Origin of the sequence: Streptomyces chattanoogensis, assembly GCF_001294335.1 — a bacterium.
Classification (GTDB): Bacteria; Actinomycetota; Actinomycetes; order Streptomycetales; family Streptomycetaceae; genus Streptomyces; species Streptomyces chattanoogensis.
Map to the genome: position 1 here is coordinate 1 of NZ_LGKG01000155.1, position 22105 is coordinate 22105.

The window sequence follows — 22105 nt, forward strand, 5'->3', positions numbered from 1 at the left end:
GCCGTGCTCCTCGTACAGCTCCCGGAAGGCGGCCTTGAGCCCGTTGATCTCGACCGGGTCGCCGAGCTCGGTGCCGGTGCCGTGCGCCTCGATGTAGCCGACCGTCCGCGGGTCGATCCCGGCCTTCCCGTAGGCCTCCTTCAGGAGGGCGGCCTGGGCCTTGGGGTTGGGCGCGGTCAGGGAGCTGCCGCGGCCGCCGTGGTTCTCGGCCGTCGAGCGGATCAGGCCGTAGATGTGGTCGCCGTCGCGCTCCGCCGCCGACAGGCGCTTGAGCACCAGCATGCCCACGCCCTCACCCCGGGCATAGCCGTCGGCACGGTCGGAGAAGGTCTTGCAGCGGCCTTCGGGGCTCAGCATCCCCGCCTTGGAGATGCTGATGTGCCCGTCGACGCTGACCATGGTGTTGACGCCGCCGGCGATGGCCAGGTCCGACTGGCCGTCGCGGAGTGCCTGGACGGCCCGGTGCAGCGCGACGAGCGCGCTCGAACAGGCGGTGTCGACGGGCTCGCTCGGACCGCGCAGGTCAAGGAAGTAGCTCATCCGGTTCGGGCCCATCGAGGGGGCCGCGCCGGTGATGTCGTATCCCTCGATCACCGGGGAGTACCGGGTGACGAGGGTGCTGTAGCCGGTGCTGGTGGTGCCGGCGATGAGGGCCGTGTTGGTGCCCGCGAGGGCGCCCGCCGCGTACCCGGCGTCCTCCAGCGCCTTCCACACGTACAGCATCAGAAGCCGCTGCTGCGGGTCCATCAGCTCGGCTTCCTTGGGGGAGATGTCGAAGAACAGCGGGTCGAAGTCGCCGACGCCGTCCATGAAGCCGCCGGACGTCACATGGGAGGTGTTGGGATCCCTGACGGGGTCGCCGTAGTGGGCGCGCCAGTCCCAGCGGTCCGCGGGGACCTCGCGGGTACAGTCGCGGCCTTCGCTGAGGTTCTCCCAGAACGCGTCGAGGTCATCGGCCATCGGGAAGCGGCCGCTGATGCCGATGACGGCGATCGGCTCGTTCCCGGGCGCATCCGTGCGGGACGCGGTGGTGACGGCCGGGGCGGACTCCGGGGCGGCGGGTGGCGCCGAGCGCGGTTCCTGCTGCTCGGCCGCGGTGGTGGCGACGCGGTCGGCGTGGTGGTCGAGGAGGTGGTCGACGACCCCGTCCAGGGTGGGGTTCTCGAAGAACAGGGTCGGTGCCAGCGAGAGCCCGAACTCGGCGTTGAGCACGTTGGCGAAGCCGATGAACGAGAGGGAGTCGAAGCCGTAGCGGGTCATCTCGGCCGCGCCGGTGATCCGCTCGGCGGGCACGTCCAGCAGCGCGGACACGCGGGCGATCAGCTGTTTCAGCAGTGCCTTGTGCCGCTGCTCCCGGTCGCCCGTCGCGATGGTCGCGGCGGCGCTTCCGGGCTCGGCGGTGCTTTTGAGCTCCGCTGTGCGCTCGGGCGCGGAAGCAGGCGGGACCGTCGCGAAGCGATCGGGGTGGTTGTCGAGCAGATGGTCCACGACCTCTCCCAGGGTCAGGTGTTCGGGGAAGGGCTTGGGCACGGGCGGGAGCCCGAACTCGGCGGTGAGGCGGGCGGCGAACCCGGTGAGCGAGACCGGGTCGAACCCGTACTCGCCGAGCTCCACCGCGCCGTCGAGCTCCTCGGCCGGCACGCCCAGCACGGCGGCGGCGTGGCCGAGGGCGCGGCCGAGGACCTCGGCGTGCAGGGCGGCGCGGTCGGGTGCGGTCACCGCCGGTGCGGCGCCCGGGTCCTGCGGGGCGGCCAGGAGGGTGGCGTCGATGCGGGCGCGGTCGCCGAAGACGGCCAGGATGTGCGGGTCGCCGGTGCCGTAGGCGCGTTCCAGTGCCGCCACGCCGTGCGGGGCGCGCATCGGCACCATGCCGACGCTGTCGTGCAGGCGGCGTGCGGTGGCGGCGTCGACGGTCATGCCGCCGTCGGCCCACAGGGGCCAGCCGACGACCAGGGTGCGGCCGCGGCGCTCGCCCCTGGCCACCCGTTCGTGGCGGAGGCCGGCGTAGGCGTCCATGAAGGCGTTGGCCGCGGCGTAGTCGCCCTGGCCCTGGTTGCCGTAGGCCGACAGCGAGGAGAACCCGATGAAGCAGTCCAGGTCGAGCGCGGCGGTGGCTTCGTCGAGGTGGACGAAGCCGGCGACCTTGGCGGCCAGGACCTCCCGCAGCTCTTCGGCGCTCTTGCGGGCCAGGTAGCCGTCGCGCACCACACCGGCGGTGTGGACGACGCCGTCGAGGCGGCCGTGCTCGGCGACGACGGCGCGCACGCAGTCGGTCACGGCGTCGCGCCGGGCGACATCCAGCACCCGGTAAACGGCGGATGCTCCCAACTCCTCCAGTTCACATACGAGTTCACGATGGGCGGGGCCTTGCGGCGAGCGCCCGCAGAGTACGAGGGCGGCGCCGGGCGCCCGCCGGGCGATCTCGCGGGCGAAGAGTGCGCCGAGCCCGCCGGCTCCCCCGGTGAGGAGGTAGACGCCGCCGGCCTTCCACGGGCGGGTCGGCGCGGCGTCCTCGACGGCGGTCCACTGCGGCACTCGGCGCTGTCCGCCGGAGTACCGCACGGCCACGTCGTCGGGGCTCGCCGCGTCCCGGCGCAGACGCTCGCACAGCGTCGCGGGGTCGAGCGGCGCTTCCACCTCGACGAGCTGGGTCAGCAGCCTGGGGTGCTCCATGCGGGCCGTGCGCAGCAGACCGCCCAGGCCCGCGAGGACCCGGTGCTCGCCGTCGGCGGGCACGACCACCTGCAGCAGGACCCGGCCGTCGCGGGTGGCCGGGACGAGGTGCTGGAGGCGGGCCAGCAGCGTCTCGGCCTGGCGGGTGAAGCGCCGGGCCAGGTCGGCGTCGGCGGGCAGTGCGGTGCAGGGCACGCCGAGCCCGTCCCGGATCGCCGCGGGGTCGGTCCCTACGGGTCCGGCGAGCAGCACCTCGTGCCGCACCGGCGGAGGCGATGCGTGGGTGGGCTCGGCCGGGCGCCAGCCGGCGCGCATCAGGGTGAGCGTCGCGTCCCCGGCGTTGTCCCCGGCGTTGTCTTCGGTGTTGTCCGCGTCTGCTGGGGCGTCATCGGCGGACAGCAGGCGTGCGGTGAATCCGAGCAGGCGGATGCACACCTCGCCGTCGTCGTCGCACAGTTCGATGTCGATACGGCGCACCGCTCCGCCGCGGTCGTCGGCCGCGGGCCGCGCCACCGCCCACCCGGCGGCCGGGCTGGGCCTGAGCAGCTGCACCTCCTCCAGGACGAAGGGCAGTGCCGCCGCCACCGTGTCGGTATCGGTGTCCTCGGCCAGTGACAGGCCCAGGGTTGTCTGTACGGCGGCGTCGAGCATCGACGGGTGCAGGTCCCAGGCGGCGCCGTCCCGGGCGGCCTGCGGCAGACTCAGGCGGGCGACGGTGAGCCCGGCGCCGATGTGGATCCGCCGGATGCCCCGCATGGCCGGGCCGTAGCCGATCCCCATGCGGTCGAAGAGCCGGTAGCAGTCGTCGTGTTCCAGGGTGCGCAGGTCGCACTGGGCGCGCAGCGCGGCGATGTCCAGGCGCGCGGGTGACGGCGGCGCGCAGCGTTCGATGCGTCCCTGCCCGTGGACCACGGGCTGTCCGCCGTCGGCCACCGTGGTGATCTCGTAGGTGAAGGCGTCGTCCGCGCCGGACCGCAGCGCGATCCGGAGCGTGGTCGGCCCGGTGATCCGCGCGGGGCGCGACCAGACGACGTTGCGCAGGCGGGCGCGGGCGGGGTCGACGCCCTCGGCGCGGGCCGCCGCGTATGCCAGCTCCAGATAGGCCACGCCGGGGAGCACCGGCACGTTGCGCACCCGGTGGTCGTCGAGGAAGAACTCGCGGCCGGTCAGCTCGACGGTGAAGGACTCAGAGCCGGGATCACCGGGCAGCCGACGGCCTTCCAGCGGCGACGGGGCCGCAACGGTGACCGGGGCCGGGACCGCCGGACGTGATCCGACCCAGTAGCGCTCGCCCGCGAACGGGTAGGCCGGGAGGGACACGATACGGAAGCCGCCGTCGGCGAAGAGCGGGGCGAAGCGCAGGTCTTGCCCCTGGGCGAAGAGCGCGGCCAGCTCGGTGAGGCCGTCGTGACGGTCGGGTTCGGCCATCAGGCGGTCGGCTCGGGCGTGCACGGCGGGGTCCTGGCGGCGGTGCCCGTCGGGCGCCTCACCGGTGACCACGTCGTCGGCCCGGCCGTCGCGCAGCCAGGTCCGCAGGGCGGCGACGAACTGCTCGCGGTCGGTGGCCACGCACGCCCAGCGGTGGCTGCAGTGGCGGCGCCCGGTCGCCAGGGTGTAGGCCATGTCGCCCAGGTCCAGGTCCTCGTGGGCGACGGCATGGTCCAGCAGGCGCTCGGCCTGGGCGCGGCGGCCGGCGTCGTCCTGTGCGGACAGGACGATCAGCCAGGTCTGCCGGGGGCCGTGCCCGGCGGTGCGCACGGCGGGGGCCTGTTCGATCAGCGCGTGCGCGTTGGTGCCCGCGGCGCCGAACGAGCTGACGCCGGCGCGGCGCGGCCCGTCGGCGGGTGCGGGCCATGGGCGCAGTTCGGTGTTGACGTAGAAGGGGCTGCCCGCCAGCGTGATCGCCGGGTTGGCGCGGCGGAAGTGCAGCGACGGGGGCAGTTGCTCGTTCCTGAGTGCCAGCAGCACCTTGATGACGCCGGCCACGCCCGCGGCGAACTGGGTGTGCCCCAGGTTGGTCTTGACGGACCCCAGGGCGCAGCCGCCGTCGGGCGCGTCGCCGAACGCGGCGCGCAGGGCCTCGAACTCGATGGGGTCGCCCAGCGGGGTGCCGGTCCCGTGCGCCTCGATCAGCTGGATACCGGCGGGGTCGATGCCGGCGCGCTCGTGGACGCCGCGCAGGAGACGCTCCTGCGATCCGGCGCTGGGTGCGGTGAGCCCGTTGGTGGTGCCGTCCTGGTTCATTCCGGAGCCGCGGATCACGCCGTAGATCTGGTCGCCGTCGCGCAGCGCGTCGGCGAGCCGCTTGAGTACGACCACGCCGGCGCCCTCCCCCGGCACGAAGCCGTCGGCGCGGTCGTCGAAGGTGTGGCAGCGGCCGCGGGCGGACAGCATGTTCGCCCGCACGGCGGACCGGTAGAAGATCGGCGTGGACTGGACGAAGACTCCGCCCGCCAGTGCCATGGACGTGTTGCCCAGGCGGAGGTCCTGGCAGGCCTGGTGGATGGCCACCAGTGAACTGGAGCAGGCGGTGTCGACCGACAGTGCGGCGCCTTGCAGGTCGAGGAAGTAGGAGATCCGCGAGGCGATGACCGAGGAGATGTTGCCCCACAGGGTCTGCGGTGGCGCGTCGTCGCCGATCAGCTGCTGGTAGTCGCTGGGCGAGCCGCCGACGTAGACGCCGCACCCGCGGCCGTCGAGCCGTTCACCGGCGTAGCCCGCGTCCTCCAGGGCGTGCCAGCACTCCTCCAGGAAGATGCGCTGCTGCGGATCGGTGTAGGTGGCCTCCTTACCGGACATGCGGAAGAACCAGGCGTCGAAGCGCTCGATGTCGTCGACGAAGCTCCCGTACTGGCGCTCGGCGCCCGCGCCCAGTTCTTTGGCCATGTCCCAGCGGGTGACCTCGCCGACCAGGTCGTCGCCCGCGGCGAGGTGTGCCCACAGGGCGGCGGCGTCGGGCGACTGCGCGAAGCGGGCGGCGATGCCCACCACGGCGATGCCGTCGTCGGCCCGGTCGTCGGCCGGGTCGTCCCCAGGGGCCGCGGGGGCTTCGGCGGGGAGGGCGGGCGCTTTGGCCTTGCCTTCCGGCTCGCGCGGCACAAGCGCGCCGGAGGGCCTCAATCGGGCCCCGTAGCCGCTGACCAGATGGTCCGTCAGCCGGTCGAGCGAGCTGTGCTCGAACAGTGCGGTGCTCGGCAGATCGACGGCGAGGGCGTTGTTCACCGCTGTGACGAGCTTGACGGTGAGGATCGAGTCCACGCCGTAGTCGGAGAACGACGCCTGGGGGTCGATCTCGTCGGGTTCCATCATGAGCACGCGGGAGAGCTCGGCCAGCAGGAGTGCGCCGACTTGGTACCGCACGGTCGCCTCGTCGGTGTCGGGCGTCGGCTGGACGGGCGCGGCCTCCGGGGCCGGGTGGCGCCGGCTCGGGGCGGCGGCCGTCGGCCAGTAGCTCTTGCGCTGGAACGGGTAGGTGGGCAGCGGTGTGCGGCGTACGTCGAGACCGGAGAACAGCGGCGCGAAGTCGACCTGTTCGCCGTTCAGGTACCGGGTACGGGCGTGCTCCGGCGCGGTGTCGCCGCGCCGGTCCGCGGTGTCGTTCCGCCCGTCGGCCAGCCAGGTCTCCAGCTGGTGGACGAGCGCGTCGCGGTCGGCGGCGACGAAGGCCGCGCGATGGGTGAAGTGGTCCCGGCCGGCCGCCAGCGTGTAGCTGACGTCGCCCAGCGCGGCGTCGGGTGTGCGGCGCAGGTACGCCAGGAGGTCCTCGGCGCGGTGGCGCAGCGCCTCGGGCTGCCGGCCGGACAGGACGAACAGCAGCTCGCCCGGTGCGTGTTGACGCTCGTCACGGTCCGGGGCGTTCTCCACGACCAGGTGGCCGTTGGTGCCGCTGAAGCCGAACGCGCTCAGGGCCGCGACGCGCTTTCCCTGGACGTTGGGCTGCCACGGCCGCAGCGTGGTGTTCACGTGGAAGGGGCTTTCGGTGAGTCGGATCGCGGGGTTGGTCTCGTAGTGGTGGAGGGACGGCGGGATCTGGCGGTGACGCAGCGAGAGCACGACCTTGAGCAGGCTCGCCACGCCCGCGGCGGAGGTGGTGTGGCCGAGGTTCGTCTTGATCGAGCCGAGTGCGCAGGTGTCGCGGCCGCCGGCCGGGCCGAACGCGCCGACCAGTGCCTGGCATTCGATGGGGTCGCCGAGCTGGGTGCCGGTGCCGTGGGCCTCGACCATGCCGATCTCTGCCGGGTCGATGCCGAATTCGGTGTGCACCTGGCGGATGAGGCGCTCCTGCGACAGGGCGCTGGGGGCGGTGATGCCGTTGGTCGCCCCGTCCTGGTTGACGGCGGAGCCGCGGATCACGGCGTGGATGTGGTCGCCGTCGGCCAGGGCGTCCGACAACCGGCGGAGCACCACGACGCCCACGCCCTCGCCGGGGACGAATCCGTCGGCGGCGGCGTCGAAGGTGTGGCACTTGCCGGTGGGCGAGAGCATCCCGCCGCGGCCGGCCGCCAGGTAGGTGTCCGGGGTGGTCTGGACGCTGACGCCGCCCGCGAGGGCCATGTCGGTCTCGCCGCTCCACAGGCTCTGGCAGGCGAGGTGGACGGCGACCAGTGAGCTGGAGCAGGCCGTGTCGACCGCGATGGCGGGGCCCTGGAGGTTCAGGTGGTAGGCGATGCGCGCCGGTACGACCGAGGGTGCGTTGCCCCATGCCGCCTGGGCGGGCGGCGTGTCCTCGAACCACTGGGAGTAGTCGCCGCCGGTGCAGCCGACGTAGACGCCGCAGCGGCGGCCGTCCAGCGAGGAGCCCGCGTAGCCGGCGTCCTCGACGGCCGTCCACGCCTGTTCGAGGAACAGGCGCTGCTGGGGGTCGGTGTAGGTGGCTTCGAGGCCGGTGAGGTGGAAGAACCGGGCGTCGAAGCGGTCGATGCCGTCGAGGAAGCTGCCCGCGCGGCAGGACAGTTCGTCCTGGCCGTAGCCGGAGAGGTCCCATCGTTCGACCGGGCCGACGAGGTCGCGGCCGGCGGCGAGGTGCTGCCAGAGGGCGTCCGTGTCGTCCGACTGCGCGAAGCGGCCGCTGATCCCGACGATGGCGATGGGCTCGCGCCCTTCGGGGCGGTGCGGTGCTGCGGCGGCGTCCGGTGCGGCAGGGACGGCGAGTTGCGGCCGGTGGCTCTCGACGATGTGTGCGGCGAGCTGCGCCACGCTGCGGTGGTCGAAGATGACCGTGGTCGGCAGGTCGGTGCCCAGCTCCTCGTTGAGGCGCTGGACGAACCGGACGCCGACGATGGAGTCCAGGCCGTAGTCGGCGAACGCCCGGTCCGGGCCGATCCGGTCGGCGGGCATCCGCAGTGCGTCGGCGAGCTCGGCCAGGACCACGTCCGCGACGGTCCGGGCCGCAGAGGCGGGGGCCGGAGCCGGGGGCGCCGCCGGGGGCTGGGCCGGCGGGCCGCTCGCCTCGGGCGCTGGGGAGAGCAGGCGCGGGCTGCGGGCGAGACCGTCGCTGTGGGCCACGACGACCTGCTGCCCGAGCGCCAGGGCGTCCCGCGCCGGATGGCGGATGCCGGTGAAGCCTTCCTGCTCCAGTACGAGCTGCCAGGCCTCCGGTGACAGCGCGGGGCTGCCGGGTACGCGCAGTTCGGCGTCGTCGTGGAGCCACCAGCCGTCGAGCAGGCCGAAGGTGAGGTGGTTGACGAGGTAGAAGTTGCTGATCTCGTTGAGGGCCAGCAGGCCGTTGCCGCGCAGCAGCGCCTTGGCGTGCCGCAGGGCGGGGCGGATGGTGTCGGTGGCGTGCAGCACGTTGGCCGCGATGACGACGTCGAAGGCGCCGGTGTCGAGCCCCTGGACGTGCGGGGGCCGGGCCGCGTCGAAGATGCGGTAGGTAAGGTGGTCGCGGCCCCGCCCGAGGGTGTCCTGGGCGCTGTGCAGGAAGGCCTGGGACAGGTCGGTGAAGCAGTACTCGGCCAGGTCGAGGCCCTCGCGGGCGAGGCGGTCGAGGACGGGACCGGTGGTGCCGCCGGTGCCCGCGCCGATCTCCAGCACGCGCAGGCGGGCGCCCGGGTCGGCGTCCCGGCGCGCGCGCAGGAAGGCCGCCACATGTTCGGCGAGGACCGCGTTGAAGTGCCCGGCCACGCGGTTGTCGCGGTAGACGCCTTCGACGAGGGAGAGCGTTCCTTGGGGGAACAGCACGTCGGTGGCGCGGACCCGGCCGCACAGGATGTCGGCGAGCGCGGGCAGGGTCTGGTCCAGCAGGTGCAGCGGTGCGCGCAGATCGGGGTTGGCGGCGACCCAACGGGGCGTCTGCGCGGCCCAGTCGGCGCGGCAGGCGTCGGCGTCCTGGGCGGCCGGGCTGCTGGTGCCCCAGCGCCCCTCGTCGTCAGTCATTCCGTGCTCGGCGAGCGCGCGCAGGGTGGCCGAGAGCCAGCCGTCGAACCGTGCGTCGATGCCCTGCCGCTCCTTCCACTCGGCGAGGCCGTGGCCCGGCTCCTCCAGACCCGCGCGGCGCAGCTCGGCGGCGAGGCGGCGGAGCAGGCACGCGTCGATCTCGCCCGGGACCGGGCCGGAGTGGTAGGCGGCCAGGTCGGTGGGCAGGGCGACCGTCGTGGCGCCGTCGCCCGCCGCCGCGGCGGGGGCGTACGAGGCCAGGGTCTCTGCGGTCAGCACCCCTTCGACGGGCAGCGGCCGGCCCAGGCGCATGAAGCCGATCTGGTGGAGCGGGCCGGCCAGGAGGCGTTCCAGTGCGCCCATCGCCGTGGCCGGGTCGATCGGGGCCAGTCCCATGGACGTCACATCACGCAGCAGCTCGTCGGGGACGTTGCCCCAGTAGCCCCAGTTGACGACCTTGACCCGGCAGTCCAGCGCCGCGCGCAGGGCGTCGGCGCGCGCGTCCTCGAAGGCGCAGGCCGCCGAGTAGTGCGCCTGGTGGGAGTTGCGGATGAAGCTCACCAGCGAGGAGATCAGCAGGATGAAGTCCAGGCCCTGACCGGCGAAGACGTCGGCGAAGTGCACGCACGGGTCGACCTTGGCCCCGAGGGTGGCCTCCAGCTCGCGCTCGGTCATCCGGGCGAGCGGGGTGTGGCTGAACACCATGGCCAGGTGCACCACGCCGTCGATGCGGCCGTAGCGGCGGACGACCTCGTCCCGCATGCGGGCGAGCGCGCCGGGGTCACAGGCGTCGGCGGACAGGTAGACGGGGGTCCGCCCGCCCGCCGCTGCGGCCTGGGCCGCCCGGCCCCGGATGTCCTCGTCCTCGGCGCGGCGGCCGACCCATACGACATGTGCGGCGTGTTGCCGTATGAGGTACTCGCTGAGCAACACGCCGAGGTCGCCCGCGCCGCCGATGAGCACATAGACGCCGTCGCGGCGCAGCACGGGCTCGGCGGGCGGCTCGGTGGCGTCCACCGGCAGGAGCTGGCGGCGCAGCCACTGGCCGCCGCGGCGGGCGAGCGGGTGGGCGCGGCGGTCGGCGGGCAGGGCGAAGACCTCGTCGGCGACGAACGGTTCGCCGTCGGCAAGGTCGACCGCGCGGATGCGCCAGTGCGGTTGTTCCTTGGCGAGGCCGCCGATCAGACCGTGCAGGCTCGCCTGCGCCGGGTCGGCGGCCCGGGAGCCGCCCGGATCGAACGCGCCGCTGGTCAGGAGGGTGAGTCCGAGTCGCTGCTCGTCCCGGAGGAGGGCCAGCGCCTTGAGGACGCGGAACATGCGGCGGATGGCTGCGCGCTGCGCGCCGATCTGCGCCTCGGCTCCGTGGTCGGCGGCTGCCGTCGGGAACCGCATCACGACGTGGTCGAAGTCGCCCAGGGCGGCGAGTGCGTTCCGTACCTCTTCGGCGGATGACGCGCCGGTGTCCAGCACCACGGTCCCCGGGCGGCGGGCGGTCAGCTCGGCGAGGACGTCCGGTCCGAGGCCGATCGCCACGACGCGGGAGGCCGTGGACGGGTAGGGGCTGCCGCGCAGCAGCCGGACGGGCTCCCAGACGGGGTGCAACGTCAGGTCGCCCGCGGGGAGTTCGTAGGGCTGGGCCTGCTGCGCGGGCGGGGCGGATACGGCGGGCGCCGTCACAGGCGGGGCCTCCGCCGCGGGGCGCGGGGCGGCGGCCGGCTGTGCGGCGGGCGGCTGTGCGGCGTCGCCGGATGTGGCGGGGGTGTCTGCGAGTTCCGGCAGTCCGTCGGTGTACCAGTAGCGCTCCCGGGCGAACGGGTAGCCGGGCAGTGCGACCTTGCGCGGCTTCGGTCCCTCGTACAGGCGGGCCCAGTCGACGGCCAGGCCGCTGGTCCAGGCCTCGGCCAGCGGCGCGAGCTTCCCGCGCCGTGCCCAGCGCACCACGGTCTCCTGGAAGTCCTCGTCGGTGAGGAAGTCCCGTGCCGCACCGCCCTGTTCACCACCGGGGCTCAGGTACGCGCCCGCGGGCAGCCCACCGCCGAGCGCGCAGGCGTCCAGGGCGTCCACCAGGGCGGGAAGGGCGCTGGTGACCACGGCGAACCGTGCGGTCATCGCCTCGCGGCCGAGCTGCAGCGTGTAGGCGACACCGGGCAGGTCCGCGCTGCTCCACCGTTCCGTGCGCAGGGCGTCGCGCAGCCGGCCCGCCGACTCGCGCAGCCGCTCCTCGTCGAAGGCGGACAGCACCACGACGACGGGTTCGCCGCGGTACGAGGGCGCCTCAAGGCCCTGCCCGGCGCGCGCCGCGACGTACTCCTCGACGACGAGGTGGGCGTTGGAGCCGCCCGCGCCGAAGGAGGAGAGGCCGCCGAGGCGCGGGCGTCCCCCGGTCCTCGGCCAGGGCGCGGCTTCGCGCTGGAGGACGAAGGGGCTGTCGGCGAAGTCGATTTCGGGGTTGACGCGGTCGGCGTGCAGGGACGGTACGAGCGTGCCGTGCCGCATCTGGAGCAGGAGCTTTGCCAGGCCCGCGATGCCCGCCGCGGACTCCAGGTGGCCGATGTTCGACTTCGCCGAGCCGATCGCGCAGAAGGTGCGTGCGTCGGTGAACTCGGCGAACGCCGCGCTGAGTCCGGCGATCTCGATCGGGTCGCCCAGCGAGGTGCCGGTGCCGTGCGCCTCGATGCAGCCGATGTCCCGGGGGTCGATTCCGGCCCGGCGCCAGGCGCTGCGGATGACCGCCGCCTGCGCGAGCGGGTTCGGCACGGTGAATCCGTGGGTGTGGCCGCCGTGGTTGACGGCGGTGCCGCGGATCACGCCGAGGATGCGGTCGCCGTCGGCGACGGCGTCGGCGAGCGGGCGCAGCAGCACCGCGCCGACGCCCTCGCCGGGCACATAGCCGTCGCCGCCCTCGCCGAAGCTGCGGCAGCGCCCGTCGCTGGAGGCGAACTGACCCTCGCCGATCATCAGGTACTTGCCCGGGTGCACCGACAGGTTGACCCCGCCGGCCAGGGCGGCACCGCACTCCCCGCGCTGGAGGGCGGCGCAGGCGAGGTGGATCGCGGACAGCGCCGAGGCGCACATGGTGTCGACGGTGGCGCTGGGGCCGCTCGCGTCGAGGTAGTACGAGACGCGGTTGGCGATGGAGGCCAGGCTCCCCGGTACGACGACCGGTTCGCCGCGCACGCTGTACTCGGCGCCGTAGAGCTGGTACTCGGAGTACATCGCGCCGACGAACACCCCGATGTCACCGGCGTCCTCGGCCACCCGGGCGCGGGCGGCGGCGCGCAGGGCGTCACGGGTGTAGCCGGCGTCCTCCAGCGTGGTGTGGGCGCACTGCAGGAACAGCCGCTCCTGCGGGTCCATCATGGACGCCGCCTTCGGCGAGATGCCGAAGAACAGCGGGTCGAACTCGTCGATCCCGTCGAGGAAGCCGCCCCACTTGCTGTACGTCCTGCCGGGCACGCCGCGCCGCGGATCGTAGTAGCGGCTGTGGTCCCAGCGCCCGGCGGGGATCTCGGTGACGCTGTCCCGGCCGGCGAGCAGGTTCTCCCAGAAGGTGTCCAGGTCGGGTGCGCCGGGGTAGCGGCCCGCCATGCCGACGATCGCGATGGCCATGCCCTGCTCGCCGCGGGGCGGTTCGGCGGGCTCCGGCGCCCGGGCCGTCCGCGGGGGACCTGCGGGCATCAACTCCACTCCCTTTGATGGGAGTTGCTCATCGGTGGACGCTTCCGTGCCGCTCAGGCCGACCAGCGCCGCGAGCGCGTCGGGCTGGGTGCGCAGGAAGTGCCGGACGAGGCCGTCGACCGTCCGTACCTCGAAGAACAGCGTGCTGCCGACGTTGTCGAGACCCTTGCGGACCGCCTCCGTCAGCTGGACGACCAGGATCGAGTCGATGCCGTAGCGGTCGAAGGACACATCGGCGCGGATATCGGCGACCGGCAGCCGCAGGGTGTCCGCGACGAGGCCGCGGAAGTAGTCGCGGGCCCGGACCGCCAGGAGCGCGGCGCGGTCATCGTCGGCGGCGTCCTGGGCGACGGCCGGCTGCGGCGCGGCGGGTTCTTCCGGCGCCACGGTCCCCTTCCGGGCCTCGGGGAGGGTGCCGCGGAAGGCGGACTCCCCGTCGGGGCGAGGCTGGCGGATCGCACCGTCGCTCTCGGCGACGATCACCTGCTGGCCCAGGTCGTCGGCGCCCTGGGCGGCGACGAACGCCGCGCGGAAGCCGACCTCGCCGAGGACCCGCCGCCAGCTCTCCGGCGCCAGGCCGGGAGAACCGGGGATGCGCGGCGCCGGGTCGTCGTAGCGCCACCAGCCGTCCAGGAGGCCGAAGGTGAGGTGGCTGAAGAGGATGTTGTCGCTGAGCTCGTTGAGCAGCAGCAGGGCGTGGGGGCGCGCGGCGGCCTTGGCGTTGCGCAACGTCGCACGGATGTTGCGGGTCGCGTGCAGCACGTTGGTGGCGATCACCACGTCGTACTCGCCGGGGGCCACCTCCTGGCCGGCCAGCGGGTGCTCGGCGTTGAAGAGCCGGGCGTCCAGGTACGGGGCGAGCTCGCCGTACTCCCGCTGCGCGTGCAGCAGGAACGCCTTGGAGATGTCGGTGTAGCTGTACTTCTCGATGTGGGCGGCCCACGGCCGCAGCCTGCGGAAGACCGTGGCGCTGGTGCCGCCCGTGCCGGCGCCGATCTCCAGGATGCGCAGGCGCGCGGACGGGTCGTCCGCCAGGCGCCGTTCGAGGTAGGCGACGAGGGTGTCGGCGAGCACGTCGTTGAAGTAGTCGGCGACGGGGTTGTTCTTGTACACGCCCTCGACGAGTGCGAGCGAGGCGTTCGGGAACATCACGTCGGTGGCCGGGCGGCGTCCGGTGAGGATGCCGGTCAGGGCGCGCAGCGTCGTGTCGACGAGGATCGCCTGGGGGCGTTTGGCGTCGTCGGCCGACCACGGCTGCCGCGCCCGGTCCCAGTCGGCCCAGGCGTCGTCGAGGGTTCCGGTGCGGGTGTCGAGGGCCGCGTACCTGTCCTCGCCCTCGCGGCGCAGGCGGCCTGCGTCGGCGAGTACGGCGAGGGTGTGCTCGGTCCAGCGCTCGTAGCGGTCCTCGATGCCGCCGACGGCGCGCCACTCGGCGGCGGTGGCCGACCGGCCGTCGCGGAACAGGCCCAGGGACTGCAGCAGCGCCCAGGTGATGCGGACGAGCGCGTCCTGCATGGCTCCGGCGTGCCCGCCGGCCTGCTCGCGCAGCCGCGCGATCTCGGCGCGGCGGTCGGGGCGGTGCTCGCTCAGCGCGCCGATCAGGGACGGGGTGGTGGCGGCCGGGTGGGTGAGGGAGTCGTCGTCGTGGAGGCCGTCGATGCTGCGGGTGTCGGTGGCCTTGAGGAGTGCGAGCTGCGGGTACGGGGACGCCAGCAGGGCGTCGAAGGCGGCCATGCCCTCGTCCGGTTCGATCGAGCCCAGGCCCAGTTGTGCCATGCGCTGCCGGTAGCCGTCGGCGGTGACGACTCCGACGCCGGCCCAGTAACCCCAGTTCATGACCTTGACCGGGCAGTCGAGCCGGGTGGACAGGTCCTCGGCGTAGGCGTCGGCGAAGGTGCAGCCCGCCGCGTAGTTGGCCTGGCCGGGGGCCTTGAAGAAGGCCTGCATGGAGGAGAAGAAGGCGACGAAGTCCAGCGGCTGGCCCGCGAAGGCGTCGGCGAGGTTCACGGCGATGTCGGCCTTGGCCGCGTAGGTCGCGCGGAACCGGTCCTCGTCCATCCGGGCGAGGGTCTGGTCGCCGAGGACGATCGCGGTGTGCAGGACGCCGCGCACGGGGCCGTGCCGGCGCACGATCTCGTGGCAGGCGCGGCGCAGGGCGTCGCGGTCGGTCGCGTCGGCCTGGAGGTAGTCCGGCTTGGGGCCGTGGGCCGCCAGGGCTTCCTGCCGGGCGGCGATGGCGGCGTCCAGCGGGCGGCGGCCGATCCAGACGACCCGGGCGCCGTGACGGCGCATCATGTGCTCGGTCCACACGGTGCCGATGCCGCCGGCGCCGCCGATGGCCACGAGCACGCCGCCGGGCTCGGGCGGGGCGGCCGCGGCGCCGGGGTCGGGCGTCTCCAGCAGGCGCGGGCGGTACCACTCGCCGTGCCGGTGGGCCAGGGTCTCGCCGCGGGGGTCGGTGGGCAGGGCCAGCAGCGCCGGCCAGGGCAAGGGGGCGTCCGCCTCGATGTCGGCGACGCGGATCCGCCAGTGCGGGTACTCCTTGGCCAGGGTGCCGGCGAGGCCGTGCACACCGGCGTGGGCGGGGTTGGCGCTGGTGTCGCCCGGCAGTCGGCGCGTCTGCCGGGTGACCAGGGTCAGGCCGAGTTCACGGGCGTCGGCGCCGTCGGCCAGGAGGGCCTTGACCAGGCGGAAGACGGCGAGGGTGGCGTCGTACCGCGCGGCGTCCGGGTCGTCGGCGGGGCCGGACGGGGCGAGCCAGAAGAGGTGCTCGGCGCCGTCGGGCAGCCGCTCGGCCAGCCGGTCGGCCGGTTCTTCGGCGCGGGCGTCCAGGACGGTGGCGTCCGGGTAGTGGCGGCGGAGCCCGTCCCGTTCCTCGGCGGTGCCGCCCAGCAGCACGACGCGGGTCCGCGGGTGCGGCCACGGCGCGGCGGCCACGGCGGGCAGCGCGTCCCACACCGGTGCCAGCAGCGTCGCGCGCGGGGCCTCGCCGGCCGGGGCGGCCATCCGCCGGAACGCATAGCCGCGCAGGCTCACGCAGAGCCGCCCGCTGTCGTCGTACACATCGATGTCCGCCTTCATCACGTCCCGGTCGGCCGAGGGGGCGTAGCCCTCGGTGTGGCGCAGATGGGCCCACATGCGGTCGGTGGTGGGGGCGAGGAGGTCGGCGGCGTCCAGGGCGAAGGGCAGTGCGGGCGCGCCGCGTTGTGCGTCGAGCGTGCCGGAGGCGTCGCCGTAGAGGCCGACGACGGCCTGGACGGCGCTGTCGAGCATCGCGGGGTGCAGCGCGAACGCATCGTCGCGGGCGCCGTCGGGCAGCACGAGCCGGGCCAGGACCTCGCCGTCGCCGACGGCCAGGGTGTCGATGGCGCGCAGGCGGTCTCCGTGGCGGATGCCCACGGCGTCGAGGGCCGCCCGGACCTGGCTCCGCGACAGGGTGCGGCGGTCGCAGCGGGCCCGCAGGGCGTCCAGCGGCGCGGCCGCGGGCGAGCCGGGCATGGCGATCCGGCCCTGGGCGTGCGCGGCCGAGCCGTCGCGCAGGACGCGGAAGGCGTCGCCGTCCCGCTCGACCCGTAGTTCGGCGCCGCCGTCCCCGACGGGGAACGGCTCCGGCCAGACGACGTCGCACAGGCCGACCGGTGCGAAGGAACCGCCGGTCACGGCACGGCGGGTGACCTCCAGCGACAGCACACCGGGCAGTACGGCCCGGCCGTTGACGTGGTGGTCGGCCAGGAAGAACTCCTCGCCGCCGAGCCGCAGCCGGTACGCGGCAGCCTCGTCCTGTGTGTCGGTGGAGTCGGTGGTGTCCGTGGTGTCGGTCCAGTAGCGCTGCCGCTCGAACGGGTAGGTGGGCAACGGCACTTGACGGCGCGACGTCGGCGCGAAGCTGTCGGCGAACCGGTCGGCCTCGCCCCGTACGTACGCCGCGGCCAGCGCGGCCGGGGTCAGGGCGCGTACCTCGCCGACGGGCCGGGGGTCCGCGGCGGTCTCCCCCTGCAGCACCGTGTCACCGGCGGTGCCGGACAGCCAGGAGCGCAGGTGTGCCGCCAGGTCGGGCAGGCCGGCGGCGACGACGGCCAGCCGGTGCGCGAAGTGGCTGCGCCCCGCGGCCAGGCTGTAGGCGACGGCGTCGGCGGGCAGGCCGGGTTCGCGGTCGAGGTGGGCGAGCAGCCGCTCGGCGACAGCGCGGAGGGCGGCCGGTGTGCGGGCCGACAGCAGGAAGGCGTGTTCCCCGTCTGCGCCGGTCGGCCAGGGGGCGGGGTGCTCCTCCAGTACGACGTGTGCGTTGGTGCCGCTGGCCCCGAAGGAGCTGACGGCCGCCCGGCGCAGGCCGCGGGCGGGTGCCGTCCAGGACTGTGCGGTGGTGGTGACGGTGAACGGGCTGCCGTCGAGTACGACGGCCCGGTTGGCCTCGTGGAAGTGGAGCGACGGCGGGATCTGCCGGTGCTCCAGGGCGAGCAGCGCCTTGATGACGCCCGCGATACCGGCGGCGAACTGTGTGTGCCCGAGGTTGGTCTTGATCGATCCCAGGACGGCGCTCCCGGCCGGGGCGCCCTCGAACGCGCGGGTGAGCGCGCGGAATTCGATCGGGTCACCGAGCTGGGTGCCGGTGCCGTGCGCCTCGACGAGCTGGATGCCGCCCGGCTCGATGCCGCTGCGGGCGTGCACATCGCGCAGGAGCTGTTCCTGTGAGGCCGCGCTGGGGGCGGTGATGCCGTTGGTGGTGCCGTCCTGGTTGATGCCCGAGCCGCGGACGACACCGTAGATGTGGTCGCCGTCGCGCCGGGCGTCGGCGAGCCGTTTGAGGACGACCGCGCCCGCGCCCTCGCCCGGGACGAAGCCGTCGGCGCGGGCGTCGAAGCTGTGGCAGCGGCCGCTGGGCGAGAGCATGCCCGCGCGCGTCGCCGACTCGTACAGCCGCGGCGTGGTCTGGAGGAACACCCCGCCCGCGATCGCCATGTCGGCGTCGCCGGCGAGCAGATCGCGGCAGGCCAGGTGCAGGGCGACGAGGGAGCTGGAGCAGGAGGTGTCGGTGGTGAGGGCGGGGCCCTTGAGGTCGAGGTGGTAGGCGATCCGGGAGGCGACGACCGAGCCCATGGTGCCCCACAGGGCCTGCGCCGGCGGCCGGGCGTCCAGCTGATCGTGGTAGTCACCGGCGTAACACCCCACGTAGACACCGCAGTTGCGGTGGCTCAGGCGTTCACCGGTGTAGCCGGCGTCCTCCAGGGCGTTCCAGCACTGCTCGAGGAAGATCCGCTGCTGGGGGTCCATGGTGGCGGCCTCGACGCCGGAGATCGCGAAGAACACCGGGTCGAACCGGTCGATGCCGCGGACGAAGCTGCCGGAGCGGCAGGTCACGTCCTGGGCGAGCGGCCAGCGGGTCACCGGTTCGACGAGGTCGTGGCCGGCCATCAGGTGGTCCCACAGGGCGCGCGGGTCCTCGGCGTCGGCGTAGCGGGCGGCCATCCCGACGACGGCGACGGCGTCGTCCTCCGGCGCCGGGGCGGCGGCTGCCGGGGAGGCCGGTGCGTGCAGCGCGTCACCGTACGTACCGACGATGAACGCGTGCAGGCGCTCGACGGTGCCGTGGTCGAACAGGTCGGTGGTCTCCAGCGCGGTGCCGAGCGCCGTGTTGAGCGTGTGGACCAGGTGGACGCCGAGGATGGAGTCCAGGCCGTAGTCGGCGAAGGGGCGGCGGCGCTCGATCTCGGCGACCGGCATCTGGAGGGCCTCGGCCAGTGCGTCGAGCAGGATGCGCTCCACGTCCGCGGCACTCGCTGCCGTACGGGACGCGGCGGCCACCGGCGTCGTCGCCGGGCGCTCGCTGCCGGCCGGGCCGAACCAGAACTGCCGTCCGGCGAAGGGGTAGGGGGGCAGGTGGACGCGTGCGGGCGTGTCCGTGCCGGCGTGCAGGCGGGTCCAGTCGAGCGGCATGCCCTTGGCCCAGAAGGCGGCCAGGTCGTGCCAGTCGCCGCGGGTGATCCAGCGGGCGACGAGTTCGCGGAGTTCGTCCTTCTCCGCCAGGGCGGTCAGGGTCTCGCGGGTGGCCCTGACCCGGCCGCGGGACCACGGGCCCTCGGCCTCGGGACCGGGGTCGGGGTCGGCCTCGGCGAGGAAGGCGCCGAGCTGGTCGCGCCACTCCCCGGGGGTGCGCGCGACGAAGCACACCCGCTCGTCCATCTCCTCGCGGCCGGTCTGCAGGGTGGCGGCGATGGCGGGCAGGTCCACGGGGGCGCCGGAGCGCAGCAGGCCGGACAGCTGACGGGCCCGTGCCCGCAGGTCCTCGGCGGTCCGGGCGGACAGCGGCAGCAGCACCGGCCGTGCGGGCGGGGCAGGTGTGGTGGCGGGTGCGGCCTTGGCGCCCTGGTACTCGGCGACGATGACGTGGGCGTTGGCGCCGCCCGCGCCGAACGAGGAGATGCCGGCCCTCCGCGGACCGCCGTCCGCGGGCCGCGGCCAGGGGGCCCCGCCGGTCTGCAGGGTGAACGGGGTGGCCGCGAAGTCGATGTCGGGGTTGGTCTGCTCGGCGTGCAGGGTGGGCACGAACTCGCCGTGCTGCAGCTGCAGTACGGCCTTGGTCAGGCCCGCGATGCCCGCGGCGGCCTCCAGGTGCCCGATGTTCGACTTGACCGAGCCGAGGGCGCACCCACCGCTCCCGGCGGCGTCGGGAGCGAAGGCCTGGTTCAGGCCGTCGATCTCGACGGGGTCGCCGAGCCGGGTGCCGGTGCCGTGCGCCTCGAGGTAGCCGATGCCGGCCGCGGACACGCCGGCGCGGTCCAGCGCATCGCGGATCAGCGCGGCCTGTGCGCGCGGGTTGGGCACGGTGTAGCCGTTGGTGCGCCCGCCGTGGTTGATGGCGGAGCCGACGATCACCGCGTGGATGGGGTCGCCGTCGGCCTCCGCCGCGGACAGCGGCTTCAGCAGCACCGCGCCGACGCCCTCGCCGGGCAGGAACCCGTCGCCGCCCGCGCCGAAGCTGCGGCAGTGCCCGTCGGTGGCGAGCATCCGGGAGCGGCAGAGCTCGACGTACGAGGAGGGGTGCAGATAGAGGTTGACGCCCCCGGCGATGGCCAGTTCGCACGCGCCGTGGCGCAGGTGCTCGCAGGCCTCGTGGATCGCGGTCAGCGACGACGAGCACATGGTGTCGATCGGCATGCTCGGGCCGCGCAGGTCCAGCAGGTACGACACCCGGTTGGCCAGCGATCCGAAGGACGTGCGCGGCGCGGGCGGCAGTCCGTCACCGGCCGGCGGGCGGTGGCGGTCGAAGCCGGTCTTGGTGATCCCGGCGAAGACGCCGACCGACGAACCGTGGCGCTCGGCGAGGCGCTGCCGCGTGTAGCCCGCGTCCTCCAGCACCGACCATGCGCTCTCGACGAACAGCCGTTCCTGCGGGTCCATGTCGGCGGCGTCGCGCGGCGCGATCCCGAAGAACGCGGCGTCGAAGCGGGCGAAGTCGTCGAGGAAGGCGCCCCACTTGCTGTAGCTGGCGCCCTGCTGCACGGCCCGCTGCGGGTCCGGTTCGTAGAAGCCGTCCAGCGACCAGCGTTCGGCGGGGATCTCGCGGACGCTGTCGCGGCCAGCGCGCAGGTTCTCCCAGAACGCCTCCAGGGTCGGGGCGTCCGGGTAGCGCCCGCTCAGGCCGATGATGGCGATCGGCTCGTCCGCGCCGGCCGGACGCGGGGGCTTCGCCGCGCGGGCTCGGGGGCGTACGGGTGCGGCGGCCCTGACGGCAGGCGCCGCCTCCGTCGTGGCCGGGGCCGCCGCGTCGTCCAGCCAGCGGCGGCAGCCGTCCGCATGCTGCTCCGCCAGGTGACCGGCCAGGTCGTTCAGCGTCGGGTACTGGTAGAGCACCGTCTTGGGCAGGGCACCGAACCACTGCGCGAAGCGGCGGTTGAGCCGGGTGACGGCCAGCGAGTCGATGCCGAAGCCGTCGAGCGGCGCGGCGGCGTCCAGCCGGGCGGGGTCCAGCCGCACCGTCCCGGCGATCAGCTCCTTCAGCAGGGGCAGCACGCGTGCCCGCAGTTCCGCGGGCCCCGTCTGCTGCGGACCTTCTTCCTCCACGCCGCTCTCCTCGTCCATGACCAGTAGGTGTGGTGCGCCCAGCGCCAGTGCGCCGTGCAGGGCCCGCAGCGCCGTGTCCGTTCCCAGGGGGCGCCCGAAGCGTGCGGTGAGCGCGGGCACTTCTTCGGCCGGGACGCTCATCCCGCCGTCCTGCCACAGCGGCCAGCCGATCGAGACGCCGGCGCCGTGGCGTTCGCCCGCGGCGGTCAGGGCGGCGCGGTGGGCCAGGTAGGCGTCGAGGAATCCGTTCGCGGCGGCGTAGTCGGCCTGCCCGGGGTTGCCCAGCGTCCCGGCGCCGGACGAGAACGCCGCGAAGAAGTCCAGCGGCAGGCTGCGGGTGGCCTCGTCGAGGTTCACCAGCCCGGCAGCCTTCGGCGCCAGGACCCGCTGGGCGTCCTGGTGGGACTTGCGGATCATGTAGTCGTCGCTGATCAGGCCCGCCGCGTGCACCACGCCGTCGAGCCCGCCGTACGTCCGTACAAGGGAGTCGACGAGCTCCGCCACGGCGGCGGCATCGGTGACGTCCACCTGGCGGTACTCGGTCCCCGGCTGCTCGGGCACCAGGCCCGCCGGCGAGCGCCCGCACAGGACGGCCCGGGCGCCGGGTGCGTGGCGGGCGATGTCGGCGGCGACCAGCCGGCCGACGCCGCCCGCTCCCCCGCTGATCAGGTAGACGCCGTCGGCCTTCCACACCGGCTCGGGCGCCGCCGTGCGCGGGGCCGCTGCCCAGGCACGGACCTGGCGGCGGCCGTCGGTGTAGCGCACGTGGTCGTCCGCCTCCCCGGACTCCGCCCGCAGCACATCGGCGAGTTCCTCGCCCGGCGGCCACTGCGTGAACTCGATCAGCCGGCCGTGCAGCGCCGGGTCCTCCTGCGCGGCGGTGCGCAGCATGCCGATCAGACCGGCGTAGCCGTACGGAGTCCCCTCCCGGCACACGACCTGCACGGAACGGGGGCCGCCGGACGGCGGGTTCAGCAGCCGCTGGAGCTCGCCGAGCAGCCGGGTCGCCGCGTGCTCGTAGGCGGCGGCGGGCCCGTCGGCACGGCCTTCCACGAGGGCGAAGGACACGCCGGGCAGCTGCCGGCGCAGGACGGTCAGGTCCGCGTCGGGCAGGTCGCACAGCACGACCAGCCGCCGGGTTCCGGGGGCCGCGGTGCGTCCTCGGGCCGGTTCGTCGCGCCAGGCCGGCACACGAAGGATGTTTCTGCTCACGTTCATTCCGTTCCGGGTCACTGGGCGGCCGGGCCGCCCAGTTCAGGGAGGAGGCAGGAAGAGTCGGGGGAGTCAGCGGCAGGGAGAGTCAGGGGAAAGCGTCAGG

The 22105-nt window shown here is 74.3% G+C and carries 1 protein-coding gene; it reads right to left on the reverse strand.

The genetic code is table 11. The features are described 5' to 3' along the window. Positions 1–21999 (reverse strand): SDR family NAD(P)-dependent oxidoreductase (locus ADL29_RS42915; protein ID WP_169795266.1); only part of this gene is annotated, 21999 nt, incomplete at its 3' end. Positions 22000–22105 lie beyond the last annotated feature (106 nt).